Consider the following 21,862-nt stretch of genomic DNA (forward strand, 5'->3'; position numbering starts at 1 on the left):
ACGACTGTCCGGGACGCGCGGCTTTCGAGACGCGATGAACGAAGGCAGGCCCGTCCTGCCTTCGCCGTCTAGGAAAAAGCCGCATGGAACCTTGGTTGTCACCACCTTCCCGCGCCCGGCGCGCCGCGCTGGCGCTTGCCGTGCTGGGCGGCGTCTGGCTGCCTGCGGCACACGGCTTCACGATCGGCATCACACCCGGCACCCGCGCGCTTTTTCTTCAGGTGGGCGCCGGCACCATGTCGGGCGGCAATTTCAGAACCGGCGGCACGCCCGGCAACAACACGACCGTCAACTCCGTGTCGGTCACCGTTGCGGCGGGCCAACTGGGCTCGGGCACGGCCCAGGCCATGACGACCGACAGCACCGTCACCATCAGTCCATGGGACGGCTTCGCGTTCTGCAATTCGCCGGCCACCACCGGGCAGGTGTACGTGGGCGGCTTCTATCGCATGCCGGGTTCGAGCAACGCCGGCGCGGCGACCCTGTCCGTCACCACGCCGGCGAGCCTGACCGATGGCGGCAACACGATCCCCTTCAATAGCATCGCGTGGACCTCTTCGGGCAACGGCGACACGGGAACAACGATCCCCAGCGCCACCTTCGCGGGCGGCGCCCAGACCTTGCTGTCGGTCACCCGCAACACCTGGTTCGAAAGCTGCCTGGCCTTCCGCTACCTCAACACCCAGCTGGTCCCCGCCGGCACCTTCACCGGCAGAGCGACCTACACGCTCACCGCGCCATGAAGGCCCGCGCTTCGCTTGCCATGCTGGCCGGCCTGCTGGCCCTGGCCACGCCGCCGACGGCCGGCGCCGCGACCTTTCGGGTCGACGACACGGGCACCTACGTGAGCCAGCCGGTCACACCGATGCGCTGGCGCCAGCTGGCACCCGGCCGCGCGGGCGACCACACGATCGAAGGCCGCGTGGCCGTGGCGCTGCGGCTCAACCTGTCGCCCTGGCTCAACCGGCCGGCGCGCATCTACATGTCGCTGGCACCGACCGAGGGCGAGCAGCTGATCGCCACGTGGCGCACGCAGGGCCGGCTGCTTCCGGGCACGGTCCGCGGCGGCAGCCGCACGCTGGTGTTCGAAGGCGTGGTACGCGACGCTTTTCTGCAGGAAAGCATCGTGCTCGATCTCACGGCCGATGGCCGGAGGGTGGAGCGCGCGCAATCCCTGCAATTCTTCTTTGAGATCGAGGTATCGCCGTGACGCGCCGTGCCGCACTTTTCCGCCGCGTGCACTCCGCGGCCTTTCTGCTCGCGACCGGCATTGCCGCCCTGACGACCGGCGCGCCAGTGCAGGCACAGTTTTCGCTCGCCGTATCGCCGCCGCGTTTCGAACTGTCGGCGAAGCCGGGCGAACGGGTGCGCGAGGTGATCGAACTCACGCATCGCGACACGCGCGCCGGCGCCTACAAGCTCAAGACCACCGACTGGACCTTCAGGCCCGACGCCTCGGTCGACTTCAGCGACGAGCTGCTGTCGGGCAGCTGCCGGCCCTGGGTCGCGATCGAGCGCCGCGAACTCAGCATCACGCCCGGACGCCCCTACCGCTTCCGCTTCGAAGTGACACCGCCGGCCGGCACGCCGCCGACGGAATGCCGCTTCGCGGTGATGATCGAAGGCCAGCAGCCCGCGGCAGCACCGGGCGTTCCGGTTGCACTGGGGGCGCGCATCGGCGTCATCGTCTATGTCGCCGTGGGTGACGTGGCGCCGGTGCTGGAGCTCGCAGGCAGCTCGGTCCAGACGGTCGACGGCCAGGCCACGCCGATGCTCAAGATCCGCAACACCGGCACCGCCCACGGCCGGCTAGCCGGCTTCCTCTCCGGTACCGATGCAAGCGGCACGGCTTTGGAGCTGCAGGCCAGCACCACCCCCATCATGGCCGGCGAGACACGCGACATCGCGCTCGTGGCCAACAAGCCCGGCGACACCGAAACGGCCGTCGCCGTACGCTTCCCGATCACGATCACCGGCAAGCTGGAGTGGGGCAAGAACGGCTCGATGCCGATCCATCAACGCTTCGCCCCATGAGACGCTGGCTCCGATGCAGCGCCCTCGGACTGTGCGGCGCGGGCCACGCGCTGGCCGGCGCGCCGGCATGGGCACAGGCCGCGCCCGCTGCCACGGTGGTGCAGCCCGAGGCGGCCGGCTATGCCGACCGCGTGCTGGACGACAGCCCGCAAGCCGAGCCGGCCGATGAGCCCCAGGTCCGCGACACGGGCTGGCCGCGCGGCTGGAGCATCGAAGGCCAGTCGACCCAGCAGAGCGGCATCGTGCGCCAGCGCAGCCAGTCGCTGTTGTTCTCCGGCTACCTCGACACGCCCGACTACGGCACCTTTTCGGCCAATGCGAACCTCAACCGCGACGCCGCGCCGGTGAACGGCCTCGGCCTGGTGGGCACCACCGGCACGCCGTATAGCGTGGTGCCCTACAGCTACCGCACCGGCAGCACCTGGCGCATCGACCAGCGCGGCATGCCTTTCGACGGCGGCTGGTTCGGCAACAACAGCGTCGGCAACATCAACATGGCGGCGACGCCGCTGGCGCGCGGCGTCGGCCGCGTCTACCTGCCCAGCCTGCCGATCGAGGGCGTTGCCGCCAGCCTGGAGCAGCCGGGCAGGACCACCGTCAATGCCTCGGCCGGCCGGCTCGGCTTTTTCGACGGGCTCTCCTTCCAGGGTTTCTCGGCCAACCAGGGCACGGCCGCGAGCGCCGGCGCCCAGACGCAGCTGACCGGCGGCGACGGCCCGCTCGCGCTGGGCCGCACCGATGCAGCCGTCCAGCTGATCGAGACGCGCGACTTCAACGCCAACGGCGTGCCCGGCTTCGCCCAGAACACGCGCTCGCTCTGGACCGCCGTGTCCTGGCAGGGCCTGGCGCCCTGGGCCGATTCGCTGGGAACCGGCTTCGGCGGCGTCGCCGACAAGGTGGGCGGCCTGCGCGTCCAGGCCAACCTGGCGCAAAGTTCCGGCCGACCTTCGGACGCGTCCTCCTTCGCCCCGCGCGATTCGGCCACCGGCGCTTGGGTCGATGCCGCCTGGCGCACGGAGCTGATGCAACAGGCCGCCTCGGTGTTCCATTTCGAGCCCTCGCTGCGCTGGGGCGGCGATTCGCTGCCGAGCGATCTGCGCGGCGCCTCGTGGCGCGGCGACATCTCGACGCGCCAATGGCAGCTCGGCACCAACCTCGAAGTGAGCGACAGCGTGAGCGGCCTGCGGCGCAGCTCGGTGTTCGGCAACCTGTTCGGCCGCTATCGCTTCGACTCGCGCGACGCACTCTCGGCCACCCTCGCCGCGCGCACCGGCACTTTCGCCGCGCAGTCGGCCCAGCTGACCTGGGAGCACAAGTCCGACTGGGGCTACACGCAATGGCGCACCGACGCGGCGCACGGCACCAGCCTGCGCGTGCTGCGCACCGGCGTCGACCATGCCTGGAGCGTGAGCGAGACGCAGACCCTCTCGACCTCGCTGGCGGTCGAGGAGTCGCGCGAGATCGGCCTCAGCAAGCGCACGGTCCACTGGGGCGTGCTCGGCACCACGCCCCTGGTCGCCGGCGCCCGGCTCGACCTGAGCCTGCGCGGCAGCAACGGCATCGGCGGCAACGACTCGCGCTTCCTGAGCGCCAATGCGCGCCTGACCTGGCCGCTCGGCCTGGGCTGGTCCTTCATCGCCCAGTACACGGCGGCGCGCGGGCAGGAGTCGCTCAATCCGGCGGTGGTCTCGGCGCTGACGGCGGCGACGCTGCAGCCGGTGCTGGTCACGCCTTACAGCAGAACCTTCATGGTGGCGCTGCGCTACGAGAACCGGGCCGGCCTGGCCAGCGCGCCCATCGGCGGCGCACCCGGTGCCGGCGCGGGCCGGCTCGAAGGCCACGTGTTCTTCGACCAGGACAACAACGGCCGGCGCGAAGCGAACGAAGGCGGCGTAGCCAACGTGACGGTGGTGCTCGACCGCCGCTACGTGGCGCGCACCGACGCCCAGGGCTTCTACAGCTTCCCGTCGGTGGCGGCCGGCAGCCACGAGATCGAACTGATCCAGGACAACCTGCCGCTGCCCTGGAGCAGCGCGGGCTCGGCTTCGCGCCGCGTCGACGTGTACGTGCGCGACACCGCCTCGGCCGATTTCCCGATCCAGAAAGAGCGCTGAAGCGCGGCCTTTGTCTCGCGGCGGCGCGTTTCGCACGCGTCCTACGACCTAAGTCGGTTGCGCTGCACCGCAGCAAGGTATTTACTGGTCGGCAACGGAGGCCACGGATCTCGCCGACCCTTCATTTTTCCGTGACTCCGCCGATATCCAAAGGACCGGTCGTCGATGCGACGCCTGCCTGTCCTGTTTTTTCTTGGGTGCCGCCATATGTACGGAAGCGCGTTCTCAACGGGGGTTTGCATGAAAAGCGCCCTCACCGCCCTGCTGCTGCTGCCGCTGGCCTGCACAGCCGAGACCACGCTCGGCGTGAACAGCGCGACCGGAGGCCTGAACTTCACGGTGATCATTCCGCCCGTGTTCCGCGTGCTGCAGGTGACGCCGGCGACGGACGGGTACGAGTACCGCGTCTGGACCAACAGGCCCAGCGTGATGCTCAACGGCCGCGAATACCGGTTCCACCGCGTCGGCGAGACAACGCTGAAGATTCCGACGCCGCCGCAGGGCCTGTTGCTGGTTCACGGCCTCTGAGCGGGCTCAGTGGCTGCTGCCCGAGGGCGGCATCGGCGAGGTCGACTGGCCCGGCAGCTCGGTGCCGCTCGCATGGGAAGCGGCGAGCGCGCCGGCATAGACCTCGGTCTCGGACACCTTGGAGCTCATCGCCGGCGCAGCCGTCGACTGGCCCTCGACCTCGGTGCCGGCCGGATGCGCGGCCGCCACCGCGCCGGCCTACACCTCGGCGCTCGGCGGCGAGTTCATCATGAGCGGGTGGTAGTCGGAACCGTCGGTGATCTCCTGCGCCTGCGCGAATGCAGCGCCGAAGGATGCGAGCGCGGCGACCGCGGCGAGCGCCATCCAGCGTGTGGAAGCATGCATGGTTGTCGACAAGGATGGGCCGATCGCGCCGCGGCGCGACATGCGCCGCGACGGATCGTCCATCGAGGACTCTAGGAAGCCACACTTAGGACAAGCTGACCTCGCTCGACGAAGGCCTTGAGCTCTTCTTCCCTCAGCATGTCGGCGCGCACGCAGAGCGCCTCGCCGCCGGCCGCCCGGATGGCGGCCTCGACCTCGGGGCCCAGCGCTTCGCCACGGCCGCAGAAGAGCACGCGGCCGCCTTCGACCGCGAAAGCGGCCCCCACGGCGCGGCCGATGCCCGAGGCGGCGCCGGCCACGACGATCAGCTTGCCTTCGAAACGGCCCGCGCGGCCGATCGTGCTGCGATCCCACTTCGCTTGCGACATGGCTCGGCTTCTCGTGTCCTCAGTCGACCCGCGCCCACCAGGCGGTCACCACCGACGGCGCCTTCATGTCGACCGCCTGCCCGATCTGGGGTGTCATCAGGTCCACGCCGCGCGCCGCGGCGAGGGTGGTGATGCGCGCCAGCGGGTCGTGCCAGTCGTGCAGCGCCAGATCGAAGGTGCCGTTGTGCACCGGCAGCAGGCGCTTGCCGCGCAAGTCCAGATGGGCCTGCAAAGTCTCTTCGGGCTGCATGTGGACGCCGGACCATTGGCGGTCGTAGGCGCCGCACTCGATCAGCGTGACGTCGAAGGGCCCGTACTTCTCGCCGATCGCCTTGAAGCCGTCGAAGTAGCCGCCGTCGCCGCTGAAGAACAGCTTGAACGACGGCGCCTCGATGACCCACGAGGCCCACAGCGTGGGGTTGTCGCTGAACAGGCTGCGCCCCGAGAAATGCTGCGCCGGCGTCGCGATGAAGCGGATGCCGTCCACCGTGGTGGATTGCCACCAGTCCAGCTGCCGGACCTTGGCCGGATCCACGCCCCATTCGACGAGCAGGTCGCCGACGCCCAGCGGCGCCAGGAAGTGATCGACTCTTGCCGCCAGCTGCAGGATCGCGGCACGGTCCAAATGGTCGTAGTGGTCGTGCGACAGCACCACGCCCCTGATCGGCGGCAGCCCGTCGATCGAAATCGGCGGCGCATGAAAGCGCTTCGGCCCGGCCCACTGCACCGGCGAGGCGCGCTCGGAGAACACGGGGTCGGTCAACCAGAAGGCGCCTTGCAGCTTCATGAGCACGGTCGAGTGCCCGAGGCGCACCAGCGTCTGGTCAGGCGCGGCCAGCAGCTGCTCGCGCGTGAGGCTGGCCACGGGCAAGGGCGCGGCAGGCGAGGCCTCGGCCGGCTTGTCGAACATGAAGCGCCAGAGGACCCTGGGCATCTCGCGCCAGCCGACGGTCTGGGGCGTCACGGGGTTGCGAAAACTGCCGTCGCGGAACTGCGGCGATTCGGGATAGCGGGCGGTCCGGCAGGCGCTCAATCCGAGGGTGGTCATGAAGGCAATCAGAATGAAAAGCAGCGCGGCCGCAAGCGGCCGCGTTCGGTGGACGGGCGGCGCCAATCAGAGCCTGCTCGCGCCGGCCGCGGTGCGCTGGTCCATCGGATTGCGCATCGTCGAGATCACCTTGCTGTTCACGCGCGAACCGGAGGACACGTTCTGGTCCGGCGCGTAGGCTGCGCGCATCGCTTCCTGGGCCACGGCGGAACGGTCGGCGACCGCCTTGAAGGGTTCCGCGCCGCGCGAGCCGCGCACCACGTTCTGATTGGGCGCGACGGCGCTGCGAACCGCTTCCGCGTCCACATCGGCGCGGCTCAGGGCCGACACGTGGCTGTGCACGCCGTCATAGCTTTCGGCCTGGGCGGCGACCGAGCCCAGCGCGGCAAGGGCGCTGAAAGTGGTGACGGCGAGAAACTTCAGGGAGGCTGCTTGCATGGTGATGAACTCCAAGACTGGGATGACCGGCAGGTCTCGCGCCGCATGCGACATGCATCGCGGCTGACCTGGGCTTCACTCTAGGCAGGCAGATTGAGCCGATCGTTAGCGAAGAGTTAGGCGAGAGTTAGGCGAGTCCACCCCACCACCGCTTCAGCCGGCGCAGCAGCTGAGCCGGGCGCTCGCCTTTGCCGACGCCGGCAAGTTGGTCGAGTTAGTGCGCGCGCTGCATGCTCAATGCCGCCTTGAGCGCGGCAAGATTGTGTTCCGTGCAGGACGTGCGCCGGCTGACGTACTCGATCAGCGCCTTCAGTTTCGAAGGCTGGTCGTGCCTGCTGGGGTAGTACAGGTAAAAGCCAGGGAACGTCGGCGAGAACGAAGTCAATACGCGCTTCAGGCGCTTGGCTCGGATGTAGGGCCGCGCCAGCTGCTCGAAGGTGTAGGCCAATCCGACGCCTTCGAGTGCAGCTTCCAGGCCGAACATCGTGTCGCTGATGGTGAGGTTGCCCGTGATCTCGTAATCCACCGGGCGACCGTCCACCTCGAATTCCCATTTGTAGATTGCACCTGTGGCCGCAAAGCGAAAGCGCACGCAGTTGTGACGCACAAGGTCATCCGGATGACGAGGCGCGGGAATCCGCCGCAGGTACTCCGGTGACGCAACCACCGCGACGGCGACCGGTCCGCCTATGGGCACTGCGACCATGTCCCGGTGGATGCTCTCGCCAAAACGGATTCCAGCGTCGAAACCTTTCTCGACGATGTCTACGAAGCCCTCATCGTTGGTGAGTTCAAGCTGAACGTAGGGGTGCTCTTGGAGGAAGCCGGCCAGTATGGGTTGCAGGACCAGCGCGGTGGAAATCCGCGCGGCGTTCAGGCGCAATGTGCCGGCAGGCCGCCCCTGAAGGACGTGCAGTTCCTCCCCCGCATCGATGACTTGACCGAGGGCGGGGCCGATCCGGGCGAGGTAGGCCTGGCCGGCTTCAGTCAGGCTGACGCTTCGCGTAGTCCGATTCAGCAGGCGCACGCCCAACCGTGTCTCCAGCTGCCGGATAGCCTGGCTCAGGGCAGAAGGTGATACCTCCAGGTCCGCAGCAGCAGCGGTGAACCCGCGATGTTCTGCCACTTTCCAGAACGCCATCAATCCATCCAGTTGGCTGAGTTTCATACCTTGAAGCTTAGCTTCACAAGGCATTCAGCATTGACCACTTTTTCTTTTTTATGCCAGCTCCTAGAGTCGACCCACCCATAGAGGATGAAACAGAAATGACGCAAGACTGGAAACAGCCACGCAGCACTGACCACGGCACGGCCACCCACGGTTCCTTGGCCGCCTCTCTCGTTGTGGTTCTGGGTATCTGTGTGAGCGTCGCGTGGCCGACCCGCGCAGTGGCCAGCCAGGCGCTGGCGCAGAAGTACGCGTGCGTCGCATGCCACCAGCCCACCGCCAAAGCGGTTGGCCCATCCTGGAAAGACATCGGGGCACGGTACGGCGAGGGAAAAGGAACTGCCGCACAGCTGGCGGCAAGCATCAAGGCCGGCAGCTCGGGAAAGTGGGGCGCGATGCCCATGCCGGCGCAAGCCCAGATCCCCGATGCCGATCTGCAGTCGCTTGCGCAATGGGCGCTCGACGGCGCCAAGTAATCACAAGGAACACATCATGCGCAAAGTCTGGTTCATCACCGGTGCGGGAAGCGGTATCGGTGCCGGCACTGTCAAGGCCGCATTGACGGCCGGTGATCGCGTCGTCGCCACCGGCAGGAACATGCAGAAACTGCGCAATGCCCTGCGCGACGTTGCGAGCGACGACCTGGAGATTTTCCAGCTGGACGTCTCCGATGAGGCGCAAGCAACGACTGCCGTCGACCAGGCGGTGAAAAGGTTCGGCCGCATCGACGTGGTGCTGAACAATGCCGGCTACAGCCTGCTTGGCAACTTCGAGGAGCTGAGCACGCAAGACATCGAGCGCCAGTTCGCAACCAATTTCTGGGGCGCGAGCAACGTGATGCGGGCAGCGCTGCCGGTCATGCGCAAGCAGCGCTCCGGTCACATCATCAACATGAGTTCCGTTGCCGGCGTTGTCGGGCTGAAGCACTGCAGCGCATACGGCGCGAGCAAGTTCGCCGTCGAGGGCCTTTCACTTGCGGTGGCCGAGGAAGTCGAGAAGTTCGGGATCAAGGTCACGGCTGTAGAGCCGGGCTTCTTCCGCACGGACCTGCTGGACGCGGCCAATGTCAAATGGCCGAGCGGCCGCATCGACGACTACGCTGCCGCGGAGCAAGGCGCCCAGGAGATGTGGTCCCCCTACGCTGGCCAGCAGCCGGGCGATCCCGAGAAGCTCGGCCAAGTCCTGGTGAAGCTCTCGGGCATGGCGATTCCGCCGCGGTTGTTCGTGGCGGGGAGCGACGCGATAGCTGTGGTTGCACCGGCCGTGGAGGCTCGACTGAAGGCAGTGCACGCCCTCGAAGACCTTTCCACGTCGACCGACGGGAGCTTCCGATGAGCGCGCTCAACGTCAACGGCCGTGAGCGCACGGTCGACGCCGACCCCGGCACCCCCATCCTCTGGGCCCTGCGCGACACGCTGGGCATGACCGGCACCAAGTTCGGTTGCGGCGCCGCGCTGTGCGGCGCCTGCACCGTGCATCTGGACGGCCAGGCCATCCGGTCGTGCGTCACGCCCATTTCCGCCGCCGAGGGCAAGAAGATCACCACCATCGAAGCAACGACCGATGGCAGCGACCGGGTCGGTGCGGCGGTACACACCGCATGGGTCAAGCACGACGTGGCGCAGTGCGGCTACTGCCAGAGCGGCCAGATCATGAGCGCGACGGCCTTCCTCAAATCGCTGCCTCGGGGCAAGCAGCCCAGCGCTGCGGAGATCGATTCGGCCATGGCCGGCAACATCTGCCGCTGCGGCACCTACGCCCGCATCCGCGCCGCGGTGGCCGATGCCGCCAAAACCCTCGCCTGAAGGAGGCGCCATGTTGCCCAACATCGACTATCGCGAACTGCCACGCGCCATGCAACGCCTGATGGCCGGAGGCCCGGCCGACGAAGCCGCCGCGCTGCCTCGCCGCAGCTTCCTGAAGCTGGCCGGTGCCGGCGGCCTGGCGCTCGGCGCCTTTCCTCACCTGGCAACGGCGCAGGCCAACGGCGCCGGCCAGGCCGCCAGCGCCCTCAAGCCGACGCAACAGCCGTCGGCCTTCGTGCAGATCGCACCCAGCGGCGAAGTCACGGTGACCATCAACCGCCTGGAGTTCGGCCAGGGTGTGCAGACCGGCTTGCCGATGATCCTGGCCGAGGAACTGGATGCGGACTGGAGCCTGGTGCGCAGCCGCAACGGCTCGAACGACGCCGCCTACCTCGACCCGGCCTTCGGCATTCACATCACCGGCGGCTCGAATTCGATCAAGAACAGCTTCACGCAGTACCGCGAACTCGGTGCGCGCGCCCGGGCCATGCTGCTGGCGGCGGCAGCGGCGCGCTGGAACGTCGACGCGGCCACGCTGCGCACGCAGGCCGGCACGGTGCTCGGCCCGGGTGGCCGCAAGCTGGGTTACGGCGAGCTGGCCGAAGCGGCCATGGCCCTGCCGGTGCCCGAGAAGGTGACGCTGAAGGACCCCAAGGACTTCCGCCTCATCGGCCGCCCCACCACGCGCCTGGACGCGCGCGCCAAGAGCAGCGGGCGCCAGGACTTCGGCATCGACGTCAAGCATCCCGGCCAGCTCACGGCGGTCGTGGCCCATCCGCCGGTGTTCGGCGCCCGCCTGGCCTCAGTGGACGACAGCGCGGCGCGCGCCGTCAAGGGCGTCAAGGCCGTGCTGCGCGTGCCGCTGGACCGCGGTGCCGAAGGCGTGGCCGTGGTGGCCGACGGCTACTGGCCAGCCAAGCTGGGGCGCGACGCGCTGAAGCTGCAGTGGAATACCGCCGCCGTCGAGAAGGTGGACAGCGAAAAGCAACTGGCCCAGTACCGCGAGCTGGCGGCTCGGCCCGGCCCGCGCAAGTTCGACGCCGACATGGCGCCGCTGGCCACCGCGCCCCGGCAACTGGAAGCCGAGTTCGTGTTTCCCTACCTGGCCCATGCGCCGATGGAGCCGCTGAACTGCACCGTCAAGCTGTCCGAAGGGCGCGCCGAGGTGTGGACCGGCTCCCAATGCCCCGGTCTGGACGCTGCCGCGGTCGCGCGCGTGCTGGGCCTCAAGCCCGAGCAGGTGGCAGTGCATGTGCAGATGGCGGGCGGCGGCTTCGGCCGGCGTTTCTCGAGCACGAGCGACTTCGTGGTCGAGGCCTGCGAGATCGCCAAGGCCGCACGCGGCGCCGGCCTCAACGCGCCGGTGCGCCTGCTGTGGAGCCGCGAGGACGACATCAAGGGCGGCTACTACCGCCCCATGCACCTGCACCGCGCACGCATCGGCTTCGACGAGCGCGGCAAAGTGCTGGCCTGGGACCACGTCATCGTCGGCCAGTCCATCACCACGGGCTCGGTGTTCGAGCCCTTCCAGGTGAAGAACGGCATCGACGCCACGGCCACGGAGGGCATGCGCGATCCCTACGCGCTGCCGATGCGGCTGACCGTGCATCACCCCAAGCTCAACGTGCCGGTGCTGTGGTGGCGCAGCGTGGGTTCCACCCACACCGCCTTCGTGATGGAAACCCTGATCGACGAGATCGCCCGCAGCACGAAGCAGGACCCGGTGGCCTACCGGATGCAGCTCTTCGGCGACAAACACCCGCGGCACCGCGCCGCGCTGCAACTGGCGGTGGACCAGAGCGGCTACGGCAAGAAGCAGCTGCCGGCCGGCCGGGCCTGGGGCGTGGCAGTACACGAGTCCTTCAAGTCCGTGGTGGCCTACGTGGCGGAAGCCTCCGTGCGCGACGGCCAGCCGGTGCTGCACCGGGTTACCGCCGGTGTGCACTGCAACCTGGCAGTGAACCCGCGCAGCGTGGAGGCGCAGGTGCAGGGCGCGGCGGCCATGGGCCTGTCGATGTGCCTGCCCGGCGGCGCCATCACATTGAAGGAGGGCGTCGTGCAGCAGAGCAACTTCGGCGACTTCACCGTGGCCCGCATCACCGACATGCCGGAGTTCGCTGTCCACATCGTGCCCAGCGCGGACCCGCCTACCGGCATGGGCGAGCCCGGCCTGCCGCCGCTGGCACCCGCGTTCGCCAATGCCGTTGCGCGGCTGACCGACAAGCCGCTGCGCCAGTTGCCTTTCAACCTGGCGTGACCGTATCAACCGCAGCCCACGATCCTGAACTCGACCCTGCGGTCCAGCGCATCGACCGCATCGTCGGTGCCGCTGCCGATGATGTTCTCGCGAAAACCCTTGCCGCTGGGCGTGGTGCGCTCGCCCAGCACGGTGGATTCGCCGACCAGCCGCTGGCGGATGTAGCGCGCGCGCTGCATCGACAGCGTGTCGTTGAACGCCACCGAGCCGGTGCGGCTGGTATGGCCGACGATGTCCATGCAGACCCTGGCATCGGCGCTCGCCCTGGCGATCTCGCGCAACCACATGGCGTAGGGGCTGCTGATCTTGGCGTCCGACCAGAACGCGGTGCCGCCCGGATTGAACAGGAACTTCACGCCGAGCTGCCGGTTGGCGATGCCGTAGGCGACGATCTTGCCGAAGGCCTGCTCGGCCTCGGCCGTGCGGCCCAGCTTCGCCGAACTCAGATAGATGCCGTTGAGCACGCGCAGCTGTTCGCCGTTGGACGTCGCGCCGGCGGCGCTGTACCGGGTCAGCGCCTCCTCATAGCGCTCGGCGTTGTAGTGCGTGGTGGCCTCCTTGATCACCGGTGCCACCGCGAGGCGCTCCAGGTAGTACGGATCGGCGCGCTGACCGGGCGGCGTGGCGGTGGTGCGCACGTAGCTCTCGATGACCAGGTCCTTGGTGGGCACGGGCGTGTCGCGGTCGTAGGGCAGCGGCGTGTGGTCCAGGCCGTCGTCGCGCGCCACGGCCGAGGACTGGGCGGCCACGATGCCGGTGGCCAGTTCGGTCAGCGCGAGATCGATGCGCAGCGGGCTGCGCGCCTCGCTCACCGACAGCCGCGTCATGGTGCCCGTGAGCAGGTAGCGGGCCTTGCCCAGGTTGGCGCTCTGGAAGGGCAGGATCTCGATCGCGTCGTACTTCGAGCCCAGCCGCTCGCCGACCCGCTCCTGCAGCAGCTGCGTGGCCACGGTCTGCTGCGCGCTGCCGGCATCGATCATCGGATCGAGCACCACGCCGCGCTTGGCGCCCATCCTGGCGATGAAGGCCGGCTGCTTCTGCGTCTGCACGACGAGGCCGTCGGTGACCTGCGCGACGGCCTGCTCGAAGGACAGTTCGCCCTTGGACGGAGCGGCCGGCGGCGCGGCGCAGCCGGCCAGCCCCCAGACGAGCAGCACGGCGCCGGACCCGAACACGGCCGGCAGCCAGCGAGCGAAGGTCGTGGTGATCATTCGCATCCCTTTCTCAGTAAGGCAGCCTCGCCGGGCGACAGGGGTTCGAGCGAGGCCCGTTGAAGAATCTCGGCGCACCGGTTGTCCTGCGGCACGGCTTCGGTCCGGGCGATCTGGGCCGGGGCCGGACGCGGGGCTTGCTCGAGCTCCAGTGCCGGCGCCAGTGCCCGCGCCTCGCGCCGCGCCTCACGCCGCGCCTCGCGTCGTATCTCGCGCCGCGCGGGGGGTGGTGGCTCGATGGACACGCTCGTCGTCGGCTGCGGCGCCGGCTGGATGCCCAGCGCACGCAGCGCGGCTTCGGCCGCACCGGACGGCTCTTCCAGCGTGTCGAGCGGGGCCGGGGGCAAAGCAGCGATCGCGCGCGCCGGTGCCTCCGGCGTCGCCCGCTGGGGACTGGCCGGCATCACGCGTGCCTGCACCGGTTTGGCCGGCGCGGGACTGGTCGCCACGGGACTCGCCTGCAGCGAACTCGCGGGCAAGGCCGCGAGCGAGGCCTGCGGCGCCGTGCGGATCGGATCGCCGAAGCGCGAATAGCCGGCCGCAGCCAAGCCGACCACCAGCACTGTCGCCGCCAGCGCGGCGATCTTGCCCTTGCTGCCGCGCCGCTTCAACGGGCGCGGCGCGGCGCGCGAAGCTCGCGTGCCATCACCGCCCAGCTGCGCCCAGAACTCGGCCACGCTCTGCGGACGGTTGTGCGGGTGCAGCGCCATCGCGGCGTCGATGGCGGCCAGGAAGGGCACGCTGTAGCGGCCGCGCGCGAGTTCGGACAGCGGCTGCAGTGGGGTGCCCATGAGGCGCTCGATCGAGGGGACCGGCGGCCGCCCGCTGATCGCCATGTACACCACGCTGGCCAGCGCGTACAGGTCGGTCCATGCGCCCTGCTTCATCGAGGCGCCGTCTCCGCACTGCTCTATCGGCGCGAAGCCGGGCTTGAACACCACCGTCGGCGACGCCCCCATGCCGTCGATCACGCGCCGCGCCGCGCCGAAATCCAGCAGCACCGGGCCGTCGTCGGTCAGCAGGATGTTGTCCGGCGCGATGTCGCGATGGAAGCAGCTCAGCGCGTGCATGGTGCCGAGCGCGTCCACCAGCGGACGCAGCCAGCCGATGAGCTCGTCCTCGTCGGGTGCGCGGCCCATCTCGGCCAGCGCGCGTGCGAGCGTCGGCCCCGCGTAGTACGGCATCGCCATGTAGGCCGTTGCGTTGCCTTCCCAGAAGTGCAGCACCCTGACCAGCGCCGGATGATCGAAGCGCGCCAGGATCCGCGCCTCGTTGACGAAACTGCGCAGGCCGATGCGGAAGCTGTCGCCATGGCGCTGCGACTTGAGCACCACCCCGGGCGAGGCGCTGGCGCGCGAAGCCAGGACGGCCGGCAGGTATTCCTTGATCGCGACATGCCGCTCGCGGACATGGTCCCAGGCCAGGTAGACGATGCCGAAGCCGCCCTCGCCGATCGGGCCGACGATCTCGTAGTCGAGCAGCCGTGTGCCCTCGGGCAGGATGTGCGCGCTGTCCCGGTTGGGGGCGTCCCAGGCCGGCGCCGGCGTGTCGTGTTCGCCGAAGCCCGTCACCGGGCCGGGCACGGTGCGCATGTCGAGTGTGATCACGGAGGACCCCCAGTCGTGAGCGCCCACTCTACTGCGCACAGAGTACGAAAGCATTCACCGGAAGCACTAGCCGAAAGGAGGCCCCGGCCCGTGCCCTAGAGCCTGTTCAGGCCCTAGCCTTCGGCCGCCTGCTGCGCCCTCATCTTGGCGTGCACATAGGCGCCGTGCGGGATGTAGAGCAGGTCGGCGACCTTGCGCATCAGGTGGTTCTCGTGCGCGCTCAGGGTGCCGTCGGCATAGGCAACACGCCACATGTGCTCGATCATGCGCAGCTTCTGCACCATCTCGAAGCGCTCGTTGATCCTCGAAGTGAAGCTGAAATAGTCCGTTGCGGTCCGGGCGGTCTGCTCGGCCAGTTCGAGCAGGCGCTCGATCTCGTCATCGGCCAGCGCGAACTTGTCGCGCAGCGCGGCGATGACGGCGCGGCGCTCGGCCGCCCCGAGTTCGGGATCGGCGCGCATCACCTCCACCAGCAGCACGGCCGTGGCCAGCTGCAGCAGGTGCTGCTGGTTCTGCGCCGAGTCGGCGGCCTCCGGCGGCCGCAGCGCATCGAAAAGGTCTTTCAGGGTCTTCAGCATGGCAGGGTCAGCCGCTCAGGTACACGCGCGCCACCAGCCCGGTGCCGCCGCGCTCGTCGTCGCTGCGATTGCTGAGTGCAATGCGCAGGCCGTTGCGCAGCGCCGCGGTGCGCGCAATCGCGAGGCCGAGGCCGCTGCCGCCGGCGGAGGTGCCGGGCACGCGGAAGAAGCGGTCGAAGACGCGGGCCATGAATTCCTCCGGGATGCCGGGCCCGTTGTCCATCACGTCGACCACCGGCTGGCCCTGCACCTCGTGCAGCCGCACGTCGACCACGCCGCCCTCGGGCGCATGGCGCAGCGCGTTGTCGATCAGGTTGTCGAACACGCTGCGCAGTTCGGCCGCCGGCGCGCTGACCACGGGCGCCACCTTGCCGTCGAAGCCGACGTCGATGCGGCGCCGGTCGGCCACCACCATCAGCTGACCCAGGCTTTCGCGCAAGAGCGCCGCCACGTCGACCTGCTCGGGCGCCGCGGCCGGCGCCGCGCTCTCCTGCCGCGACAGGCGCAGCAACTGCTCGATCAGGTGCTGAGCGCGCGTGACGCCGGCCTCGAGCTGCCCGAAGCGCTCGGCCGCATCGCCGGGCGGCACGTGCGCGCGCAGGTTCTCGAGCTGCAGCCCGATGGCGGCGACCGGCGTGCGCAGCTCGTGCGCGGCGTCCTGCACGAAGCGCCGCTGCGTCGCGAAGGCTTCGCGCAAGCGGGCGAGCAGGCTGTTGAAGGCGCTCACCAGCGGCGCGATCTCGTCCGGCACGCGCGCAAGCGAGAGCTCCGACAGGCTGCGCTCGTCCTGCGCCGCCACCTCGCGCGCCACCGCATGCAGCGAGTACGAGGTGAGCCACACCACGAGCCACAGCACCGCCAGCGAGACGGGCAAGAGCAGCACGATCGGCAAGGCCGCGAACAGGGCGCGGTGCTTCACCTCGTGGTGCAGGAAGCTGCCGCTCTGCGCGATCTGCACGCGGGATTGCCCGGCCCGCGTGCCCGGCGCCGCGGTGTAGACGCGCCAGACATCGTCGTGGCGGGTACCGGTGCGCACGTCGCGCAGCCCGGGCTCGGCTTGCAGCGGCACGGCCAGCTTCGGCCACGAGCTCGCGAGCAGACGGCCGTCGGGGCTCCAGATCTGCACGATGAAGGCGCCCCACTTGAAGACGCTCTGGTCGCCGAGCGGCTGCAGGTCCGGCGTGCTGTCGTTGGCCGCATAGGAATTCGCCAGCAGCTGCATCTGGTCGTCCATGAAGGTATGGACCATGCGGCCGTAGCTCATGTACGAGGTCCAGGCCGCCGCGCCGGCCGCGATCAGGTGCAGCGACACCAGCCACAGCAGCAGCTTGCCGCGCAGCGAGCAGGGCATGTACCAGGGACGGGGATAGGCTTTCTTCATGCCGCCGCCACCCGCCATCCGAGCCCGCGCACGTTGCGGATCGCCTCCGGCCCGAGCTTGCGCCGCATGCCGTGGATCAGCACGTCGACCGCATTGCTCGTGACTTCTTCGCCCCAGCCGTAGATGCGGTTCTCCAGCTGCTCGCGCGAGAGGATCGCGCCGGGCCGCTCCAGCAGCGCGTGCAGCAGCGCGAACTCGCGCGCCGTCAGGGGCTCGCGCGTGCCGTTGCGCAGCACCTCGCGCGTGGTCAGGTCCAGCTGCAGCCCGCCGCCGCCGATCACCGAATGCGCGGCGCCGTCGCGGCGCCGGATCACGGCGCGCATGCGCGCCAGCAGCTCGCGGAACTCGAAGGGCTTGAGCAGGTAGTCGTCGGCGCCGAGGTCCAGGCCCTGGATGCGGTCTTCCAGGCCGTCGCGCGCGGTGAGCACCACGACCGGCGTAGTGTCGCCGCGCTCGCGGGCGCGGCGCAGCACCTCGGTGCCGTCCTGCTTGGGCAGCCCGAGGTCGAGCAGCACGCAGGTGTAGCCGCCGTCGGCAAAGGCGCTCTGGGCCAGCGCGCCGTCGCGCACCCAGTCGACCGACCAGCCTCCGCCCTCGAGCGCCTGCCTGAGGCTGCGCCCGATCATTTCATCGTCTTCCACCAGCAGTACACGCATTGCTTTTTCTCTCTGGCCGCGACGGTAGCACGGCCCTCCCGATCGTTTCGACAGGCCCTATGACGTCGTGGCCTTTGCGAGCCGCCGCGCCGAAGCGCTGGCCGCCAGCTGCGGCAGCACCGGCAGCGCGCGGATGCGCAGGCCGGTCAGCGCGAACAGCGCATTGCCGAGCGCCGGCGCCACCGGCGGCACGCCGGGCTCGCCCAGGCCGCCGAGCGGCCCCTCGCTGGCCAGGAAGTGGATGTCGAGCTCGGGCGGCACCTGCGCCATACGCAGGATCGGGTAGTCGGTGAAGTTGCGCTGCTGCACGGCGCCGCCCTGCACGGTGATCTGCTCGCCGAGCGCCGCGCTCAGGCCCATGAGGATCGCGCCCTCGACCTGCTGGCGCGCCGTGTCCGGATGGATCACGCGGCCGCAGTCGACCGCCGAGGTGATGCGGTGCACGCGCGGCACGCCCTCGTCCGACAGCGACAGCTCCAGCACGTGGGCCACGGCGGTGCCGAAGCTCTCCACCAGCGCGATGCCGCGGGCGCGCCCGGCCGGCGGCGCGCTGCGCCAGCCGGATCGCCGCGCGGCCTCGTCGAGCACGCGCGCGAGGCGCGAGCCGGCCGGCAGCAGCGCGCGGCGATACTCGACCGGGTCCTGCCGCGCGGCGTGCGCGAGCTCGTCGATGAAGGTCTCGGTATAGAAGCCGTGCTGCGTGTGCGAGACGCTGCGCCAGGCGCCGGTGCGGATCGGGTGCGGGTGGTCCACCGCTTCGATCGACTGGTTCGCGATCGCGTAGGGAATCTCGAAGGCCTCGTTGCGGCCCGCGGTGTCGATGTAGCGCTGCTCCCAGCTCAGGGGCCGCCCGTCCGCGTCGAGCACCGCCTGCACGCGGCTGCTGAGCGCCGGCCGGTAGGCGCCCTGCGCGAAGTCTTCCTCGCGGCTCCAGATCATCTTGACCGGATGCGGACTGGCCTCGGCGGCCAGGCGCGCGATCTGCGGGATGTGGTTGGACATCTCCGGCAGCCCGTGGCGTCCGAAGGAGCCGCCGAGCGGCATCGGGTGCATCGTCACCTGCTCGAGCGACAGGCCGGCGAGCTTTGCGAGTTCGCTGCGCGCCCACAACAGGTTCTGCGTGCCGCCCCAGTAGCTGAAGCGGCCTTCGGCCTGCTGCGCCGTGGCGTTCATCGGCTCCATGGCCGCGTGATGCAGAAAGGGCACCTGGTAGTGCGCATCGACGCGCTGCCGGCCGTCCACGGAGGCCTGCACCACGTTGCCGATCGCAACCCGGCTCTTGCCCTCGCCCTCCAGCGCCGCACGCTGGCCCGCGAACAGGCGTTCGCTGGAAAGGCTTTCGTCGCCGCCCTCGAAGCGCGGCCGCAGCGCCGCCAGCGCGCGGCGCGCGCTGGTGTAGCGCGTCGCGATCACCGCCACCGCATCGGGCAGCGAAACCACGCGCTCGACGCCGGCCATCGCGAGCGCCGGCGCGGGATCGACCGCCGCCAGGCGGCCGCCGTGCCGCGGCGTCGCCAGCACCGCGGCATAGCGCATCTCGGGCAGGCGCACGTCGATGCCGTATTGAGCACTGCCGTCCACCTTGGCCGGGATGTCGAGCCGCGGCACGGAAGTGCCGACCAGCCGGTAGTCACCGGGCTGCTTGAAGCGCGGCTGCGACGGCAGCGGCAGCCGTGCGGCTTCTGCGGCCAGTTCGCCGTAGCGCAGGCTGCGGCCGCTGGCGGCATGCAGCACCCGGCTGGCCGCCGTGCTCAGTTCGCCGGCGGGCACGCCCCAGCGCTGCGCCGCCGCCTCGACCAGCATCATGCGCGCCAGCGCGCCGGTGATGCGCATGCCGCTCTGGCCGGTGAAGCGCACGGCGGTGGAGCCGCCGGTGATCTGCAGCTTGATGAAGCCCGCGATGGTGCCGAAGGTGGTGTCGATGACGCCGTCGAACAGCGCCGGGATCTGCCGGTTCTGCAGCACCCAGCCGCGCGCCAGAAAGCGGTTGGCGAAACGCGCGTCGCCCGGCGCCGGCTCGGTGCGCACGCGCGGCCAGTCGGCGTCGAGCTCCTCGGCCAGCATCATCGCCAGCGCGGTGCCGACGCCCTGCCCCATGTCGGCGTGCGGCAGGTAGACGGTCACGCTGTCGTCCTCGCCGATCTTGACCCAGCCGGCCAGGATCGCTTCGCCGGACGCCGCGGCCGAGGCCGGCAAGCCGCGGCCGCTGCCCATGGCCGCCATCCCGACATAGCCCAAGGCCAGCCCGCCGGCCGTCGCGGCGGCCGAGCCGATCAGCAGCGTGCGGCGCTTCATGCAAAGGCTCCGGCCGCCACCGCGTGGATGGCCTTGCGCACGCGCGGGTAGGTGCCGCAGCGGCAGATGTTGGTGATCGCGCCGTCGATCTGCTCGTCGGTCGGTTTCGGCGTGTGCGCCAGCAGCGCGGCAGCGGCCATCAGCATGCCGGACTGGCAGTAGCCGCATTGCGGCACCTGATGCGCGATCCAGGCGCGCTGCAGCGGATGCAGCAGCGCCTTGCCGCTGCCGCCCTGCGCCGCCGCCAGGCCTTCGATGGTGAGGATCTGGTGCCCGGCCGCCGCGGCAACGGGCAGCGCGCAACTGCGCACAGCCTGGCCGTCGAGGTGCACCGTGCAGGCGCCGCAGGCCGCGACGCCGCAGCCGAATTTGACGCCGGTATGGCCGAGGTCCTCGCGCAGCACCCACAGGAGCGGCTCCTCGGGCGCGACCGCCACGCGATGGCGCTGGCCGTTGACCTGAAGCTCGAGCGCGGCAGTGGAAGAAGAGTTCATGTGGGGCTCCTGCATGAAGGAGTCCCCGAGCCTAGGCCGCAACTATTAGCAGCGCGTTAGACCGTCAGAAGCGCTCGTGCGGCCCCAGGTAGCGCCACAACCCCACCGGCAGGTTGCCCAGCACCACGCGGCCGATGCGAATGCGCTTCAGGCCCACGACCTTGAGCCCGACCAGCTCGCACATGCGCCGGATCTGGCGCTTCTTGCCTTCGGTGAGCACGAAGCGCAGCTGCTCGGGGTTCTGCCATTCGACCTGCGCCGGCTTGAGCGGCTGGCCGTCGAGGGCGAGGCCATGGCGCAGGCGCGCGAGCTGCTCGCGCGGAAAGGCGGCCTGCGAGTTCTGCGCCACCGGCCCGTAGGAAACGCGCACCAGGTACTCCTTCTCCATCTCCGAGTCCTCGCCGATCAGCTGACGCGCGACGCGGCCGTCCTGCGTGAGCACCAGGAGGCCCACCGAATCGATGTCGAGCCGGCCGGCCGGCGCCAGGCCGCGCAGCTGCGGCGGCGAGAAGCGGTGGCGGCTCGGGTCCTCGCGCCAGTGGGTGCGCGGGTTGATCAGCACCACGGCCGGCTCGTGCCCGTCCTCGGCCTGGCCGCTCACATAGCCCATCGGCTTGTTCAAGAGGATCGTGACCTGCTGCTGCTGCTGGTTCTGCGCCTTCCTGTCGACCTCGATGCGGTCGGCCGGCCCCACCTTGACGCCCATCTCGGCCACCTGGCCGTTGACCTTGACCCAACCCTGCGCGATCCAGTCGTCGGCTTCGCGGCGCGAGCACAGGCCGAGTTCGGCCATGCGTTTGTTGAGGCGTGAGAGTGCGGGCGCGTCGGTCATCCGGCGATTGTCACGGCATCAAGCGGTAACCCACCGCGGTCTCCGTCAGCAGGTGCCGTGGCTGCGCCGGGTCGGCCTCGAGCTTCTGCCGCAGATGGCCCATGTAGATGCGCAGGTAGTGGCTCTGCTCGCCGTGCGACGGGCCCCACACCTCGCGCAGCAGCTGGCGCTGCGTGAGCACGCGGCCGGCGTTGGCGACCAGCACCGAGAGCAGCCGGTATTCGGTGGGCGTGAGGTGCACCTCGGTGCCCGCGCGCCGCACCAGCCGCGCCGTGCGGTCGACCTCGACTTCGCCGAAGCGGAACACCGGCTCGGGCTCTTCGGCGCCGCTTGCCGTGCGCGGCCGGCGCAGGTTGGCGCGCACGCGGGCCAGCAGCTCGCCGGTGCCGAAGGGTTTGGTCAGGTAGTCGTCGGCGCCGGCATCGAGCGCGGCGACCTTGTCGGCCTCGTCGGTGCGCGCCGAGAGCACGATGATCGGCACGCTCGACCAGCCGCGCACGTCGCGGATCAGCGCCACGCCGTCGCCGTCGGGCAGGCCGAGGTCGAGCACCAACAGGTCCGGCTGGCGCGTGCCGGCCGCCGCCAGGCCCTCGCGCAGCGTCGCGGCCTCGTGCACCTGCCAGCCCTCGGCCTCGAGCGCGCCGCGCACGAAGCGGCGGATCTGCGGCTCGTCCTCGATCACGATGGCGGTGGGGCTGGGCAT

The 21,862-nt window shown here is 69.9% G+C and carries 24 protein-coding genes; 9 read left to right on the forward strand and 15 right to left on the reverse strand.

Translation table 11 applies throughout. The features are described from left to right. Positions 1-95: 95 nt before the first annotated feature. The 5 genes from ACSQ9I_RS27455 to ACSQ9I_RS27475 all read left to right on the forward strand — a co-directional run bounded on the left by ACSQ9I_RS27455 (position 96) and on the right by ACSQ9I_RS27475 (position 4,676). Positions 96-743 carry a hypothetical protein gene (locus tag ACSQ9I_RS27455; protein WP_436315207.1) on the forward strand — a complete coding sequence of 216 codons (648 nt, stop codon included), beginning with the start codon at positions 96-98 and terminating at the stop codon, positions 741-743. Continuing rightward, positions 740-1,210, forward strand: coding sequence for a hypothetical protein (locus tag ACSQ9I_RS27460; RefSeq protein ID WP_436315208.1), 471 nt, complete (start codon positions 740-742; stop codon positions 1,208-1,210). Before ACSQ9I_RS27455 ends, ACSQ9I_RS27460 begins: the two co-directional genes overlap by 4 nt. Continuing rightward, positions 1,207-2,034: a hypothetical protein gene (locus tag ACSQ9I_RS27465; RefSeq protein WP_436309921.1), complete on the forward strand. Its 828-nt coding sequence runs from the start codon at positions 1,207-1,209 to the stop codon at positions 2,032-2,034. Before ACSQ9I_RS27460 ends, ACSQ9I_RS27465 begins: the two co-directional genes overlap by 4 nt. Continuing rightward, entirely contained in the window at positions 2,031-4,148 is a 2,118-nt protein-coding gene (locus ACSQ9I_RS27470; RefSeq protein WP_436315209.1) for an SdrD B-like domain-containing protein, read from the forward strand. The genes ACSQ9I_RS27465 and ACSQ9I_RS27470 overlap by 4 nt, the downstream gene beginning before the upstream one ends. Positions 4,149-4,388: 240 nt before the next feature. After that, the gene (locus ACSQ9I_RS27475; protein WP_436315210.1) at positions 4,389-4,676 is read left to right on the forward strand and encodes a hypothetical protein; all 288 of its coding nucleotides are present in this window, start codon (positions 4,389-4,391) and stop codon (positions 4,674-4,676) included. Positions 4,677-4,682: 6 nt separating this feature from the next. Here the strand turns inward: ACSQ9I_RS27475 and ACSQ9I_RS27480 are convergent, their stop codons facing one another. The 6 genes from ACSQ9I_RS27480 to ACSQ9I_RS27505 form a co-directional block, all read right to left on the reverse strand. Further along, entirely contained in the window at positions 4,683-4,865 is a 183-nt protein-coding gene (locus ACSQ9I_RS27480) for a hypothetical protein (RefSeq protein ID WP_436315211.1), read from the reverse strand. Between the two features lie 9 nt (positions 4,866-4,874). Continuing rightward, positions 4,875-5,084 (reverse strand): hypothetical protein, encoded by a 210-nt coding sequence (locus ACSQ9I_RS27485; RefSeq protein ID WP_436315212.1) that lies wholly within the window; start codon positions 5,082-5,084, stop codon positions 4,875-4,877. An 8-nt stretch (positions 5,085-5,092) separates the two neighbouring features. Next, a complete protein-coding gene (locus ACSQ9I_RS27490; protein WP_436315213.1) occupies positions 5,093-5,389 on the reverse strand; it encodes an SDR family NAD(P)-dependent oxidoreductase in 297 nt (98 codons plus the stop codon). 19 nt (positions 5,390-5,408) lie between these two features. Continuing rightward, positions 5,409-6,437: an MBL fold metallo-hydrolase gene (locus tag ACSQ9I_RS27495; RefSeq protein WP_436315214.1), complete on the reverse strand. Its 1,029-nt coding sequence runs from the start codon at positions 6,435-6,437 to the stop codon at positions 5,409-5,411. 66 nt (positions 6,438-6,503) lie between these two features. Further along, positions 6,504-6,875, reverse strand: coding sequence for a DUF4148 domain-containing protein (locus ACSQ9I_RS27500; RefSeq protein ID WP_093108497.1), 372 nt, complete (start codon positions 6,873-6,875; stop codon positions 6,504-6,506). A 214-nt stretch (positions 6,876-7,089) separates the two neighbouring features. Beyond that, the gene (locus ACSQ9I_RS27505) at positions 7,090-8,043 is read right to left on the reverse strand and encodes a LysR substrate-binding domain-containing protein (protein WP_436315215.1); all 954 of its coding nucleotides are present in this window, start codon (positions 8,041-8,043) and stop codon (positions 7,090-7,092) included. 98 nt (positions 8,044-8,141) lie between these two features. Between ACSQ9I_RS27505 and ACSQ9I_RS27510 the strand changes: the two genes are divergently transcribed. From ACSQ9I_RS27510 to ACSQ9I_RS27525, 4 genes are read left to right on the forward strand one after another with little or no spacing between them, the layout of a single operon-like run. Then, positions 8,142-8,519, forward strand: a complete 378-nt coding sequence (locus ACSQ9I_RS27510) for a c-type cytochrome (protein WP_436315216.1) — start codon at positions 8,142-8,144, stop codon at positions 8,517-8,519. Further along, a complete protein-coding gene (locus ACSQ9I_RS27515) occupies positions 8,470-9,378 on the forward strand; it encodes an SDR family oxidoreductase (protein ID WP_436315217.1) in 909 nt (302 codons plus the stop codon). Before ACSQ9I_RS27510 ends, ACSQ9I_RS27515 begins: the two co-directional genes overlap by 50 nt. Further along, positions 9,375-9,848: a (2Fe-2S)-binding protein gene (locus tag ACSQ9I_RS27520; RefSeq protein WP_436315218.1), complete on the forward strand. Its 474-nt coding sequence runs from the start codon at positions 9,375-9,377 to the stop codon at positions 9,846-9,848. The genes ACSQ9I_RS27515 and ACSQ9I_RS27520 overlap by 4 nt, the downstream gene beginning before the upstream one ends. 10 nt (positions 9,849-9,858) lie before the next feature. Further along, the gene (locus ACSQ9I_RS27525) at positions 9,859-12,105 is read left to right on the forward strand and encodes a molybdopterin cofactor-binding domain-containing protein (protein ID WP_436315219.1); all 2,247 of its coding nucleotides are present in this window, start codon (positions 9,859-9,861) and stop codon (positions 12,103-12,105) included. A 5-nt stretch (positions 12,106-12,110) separates the two neighbouring features. On the opposite strand, the gene ACSQ9I_RS27530 is transcribed toward ACSQ9I_RS27525, so the two are convergent. The 9 genes from ACSQ9I_RS27530 to kdpE form a co-directional block, all read right to left on the reverse strand. Next, positions 12,111-13,316: an OmpA family protein gene (locus ACSQ9I_RS27530; RefSeq protein WP_436315220.1), complete on the reverse strand. Its 1,206-nt coding sequence runs from the start codon at positions 13,314-13,316 to the stop codon at positions 12,111-12,113. Beyond that, on the reverse strand, positions 13,313-14,923 hold the full coding sequence (locus ACSQ9I_RS27535; protein ID WP_436315221.1) for a serine/threonine protein kinase: 1,611 nt from the start codon (positions 14,921-14,923) through the stop codon (positions 13,313-13,315). The genes ACSQ9I_RS27530 and ACSQ9I_RS27535 overlap by 4 nt, the downstream gene beginning before the upstream one ends. A gap of 113 nt (positions 14,924-15,036) precedes the next feature. Beyond that, positions 15,037-15,501, reverse strand: a complete 465-nt coding sequence (locus tag ACSQ9I_RS27540) for a TerB family tellurite resistance protein (RefSeq protein WP_436315223.1) — start codon at positions 15,499-15,501, stop codon at positions 15,037-15,039. Between the two features lie 7 nt (positions 15,502-15,508). Then, entirely contained in the window at positions 15,509-16,882 is a 1,374-nt protein-coding gene (locus ACSQ9I_RS27545; RefSeq protein ID WP_436315224.1) for a sensor histidine kinase, read from the reverse strand. Next, positions 16,879-17,538: a response regulator gene (locus tag ACSQ9I_RS27550; protein ID WP_436315226.1), complete on the reverse strand. Its 660-nt coding sequence runs from the start codon at positions 17,536-17,538 to the stop codon at positions 16,879-16,881. Before ACSQ9I_RS27550 ends, ACSQ9I_RS27545 begins: the two co-directional genes overlap by 4 nt. Before the next feature lie 57 nt (positions 17,539-17,595). Continuing rightward, positions 17,596-19,833, reverse strand: a complete 2,238-nt coding sequence (locus tag ACSQ9I_RS27555) for a molybdopterin cofactor-binding domain-containing protein (protein ID WP_436315227.1) — start codon at positions 19,831-19,833, stop codon at positions 17,596-17,598. Further along, positions 19,830-20,327 (reverse strand): (2Fe-2S)-binding protein, encoded by a 498-nt coding sequence (locus ACSQ9I_RS27560; protein WP_436315228.1) that lies wholly within the window; start codon positions 20,325-20,327, stop codon positions 19,830-19,832. The genes ACSQ9I_RS27555 and ACSQ9I_RS27560 overlap by 4 nt, the downstream gene beginning before the upstream one ends. Positions 20,328-20,391: 64 nt before the next feature. Beyond that, on the reverse strand, positions 20,392-21,159 hold the full coding sequence (locus ACSQ9I_RS27565; protein WP_436315229.1) for a pseudouridine synthase: 768 nt from the start codon (positions 21,157-21,159) through the stop codon (positions 20,392-20,394). 10 nt (positions 21,160-21,169) lie between these two features. After that, positions 21,170-21,862 carry a two-component system response regulator KdpE gene (gene kdpE / locus ACSQ9I_RS27570; protein ID WP_436315230.1) on the reverse strand — a complete coding sequence of 231 codons (693 nt, stop codon included), beginning with the start codon at positions 21,860-21,862 and terminating at the stop codon, positions 21,170-21,172.

Source organism: Variovorax sp. LjRoot84 (assembly GCF_964254305.1).
Classification (GTDB): domain Bacteria; phylum Pseudomonadota; class Gammaproteobacteria; order Burkholderiales; family Burkholderiaceae_C; genus Variovorax.

What these genes read in the sequence shown, in the direction of transcription:
- ACSQ9I_RS27560 (WP_436315228.1), bottom strand. Translation starts at nt 20,327, where the DNA reads ATGAACTCTTCTTCCACTGCCGCGCTCGAGCTTCAGGTCAACGGCCAG.
- ACSQ9I_RS27475 (WP_436315210.1), top strand. Translation starts at nt 4,389, where the DNA reads ATGAAAAGCGCCCTCACCGCCCTGCTGCTGCTGCCGCTGGCCTGCACA.
- ACSQ9I_RS27525 (WP_436315219.1), top strand. Translation starts at nt 9,859, where the DNA reads ATGTTGCCCAACATCGACTATCGCGAACTGCCACGCGCCATGCAACGC.
- ACSQ9I_RS27555 (WP_436315227.1), bottom strand. Translation starts at nt 19,833, where the DNA reads ATGAAGCGCCGCACGCTGCTGATCGGCTCGGCCGCCGCGACGGCCGGC.
- ACSQ9I_RS27520 (WP_436315218.1), top strand. Translation starts at nt 9,375, where the DNA reads ATGAGCGCGCTCAACGTCAACGGCCGTGAGCGCACGGTCGACGCCGAC.
- ACSQ9I_RS27490 (WP_436315213.1), bottom strand. Translation starts at nt 5,389, where the DNA reads ATGTCGCAAGCGAAGTGGGATCGCAGCACGATCGGCCGCGCGGGCCGT.
- ACSQ9I_RS27505 (WP_436315215.1), bottom strand. Translation starts at nt 8,043, where the DNA reads ATGAAACTCAGCCAACTGGATGGATTGATGGCGTTCTGGAAAGTGGCA.
- kdpE (WP_436315230.1), bottom strand. Translation starts at nt 21,862, where the DNA reads ATGCCCAGCCCCACCGCCATCGTGATCGAGGACGAGCCGCAGATCCGC.
- ACSQ9I_RS27540 (WP_436315223.1), bottom strand. Translation starts at nt 15,501, where the DNA reads ATGCTGAAGACCCTGAAAGACCTTTTCGATGCGCTGCGGCCGCCGGAG.
- ACSQ9I_RS27485 (WP_436315212.1), bottom strand. Translation starts at nt 5,084, where the DNA reads ATGGACGATCCGTCGCGGCGCATGTCGCGCCGCGGCGCGATCGGCCCA.
- ACSQ9I_RS27545 (WP_436315224.1), bottom strand. Translation starts at nt 16,882, where the DNA reads ATGAAGAAAGCCTATCCCCGTCCCTGGTACATGCCCTGCTCGCTGCGC.
- ACSQ9I_RS27500 (WP_093108497.1), bottom strand. Translation starts at nt 6,875, where the DNA reads ATGCAAGCAGCCTCCCTGAAGTTTCTCGCCGTCACCACTTTCAGCGCC.
- ACSQ9I_RS27510 (WP_436315216.1), top strand. Translation starts at nt 8,142, where the DNA reads ATGACGCAAGACTGGAAACAGCCACGCAGCACTGACCACGGCACGGCC.
- ACSQ9I_RS27565 (WP_436315229.1), bottom strand. Translation starts at nt 21,159, where the DNA reads ATGACCGACGCGCCCGCACTCTCACGCCTCAACAAACGCATGGCCGAA.
- ACSQ9I_RS27515 (WP_436315217.1), top strand. Translation starts at nt 8,470, where the DNA reads ATGCCGATCTGCAGTCGCTTGCGCAATGGGCGCTCGACGGCGCCAAGT.
- ACSQ9I_RS27550 (WP_436315226.1), bottom strand. Translation starts at nt 17,538, where the DNA reads ATGCGTGTACTGCTGGTGGAAGACGATGAAATGATCGGGCGCAGCCTC.
- ACSQ9I_RS27495 (WP_436315214.1), bottom strand. Translation starts at nt 6,437, where the DNA reads ATGACCACCCTCGGATTGAGCGCCTGCCGGACCGCCCGCTATCCCGAA.
- ACSQ9I_RS27530 (WP_436315220.1), bottom strand. Translation starts at nt 13,316, where the DNA reads ATGATCACCACGACCTTCGCTCGCTGGCTGCCGGCCGTGTTCGGGTCC.
- ACSQ9I_RS27470 (WP_436315209.1), top strand. Translation starts at nt 2,031, where the DNA reads ATGAGACGCTGGCTCCGATGCAGCGCCCTCGGACTGTGCGGCGCGGGC.
- ACSQ9I_RS27460 (WP_436315208.1), top strand. Translation starts at nt 740, where the DNA reads ATGAAGGCCCGCGCTTCGCTTGCCATGCTGGCCGGCCTGCTGGCCCTG.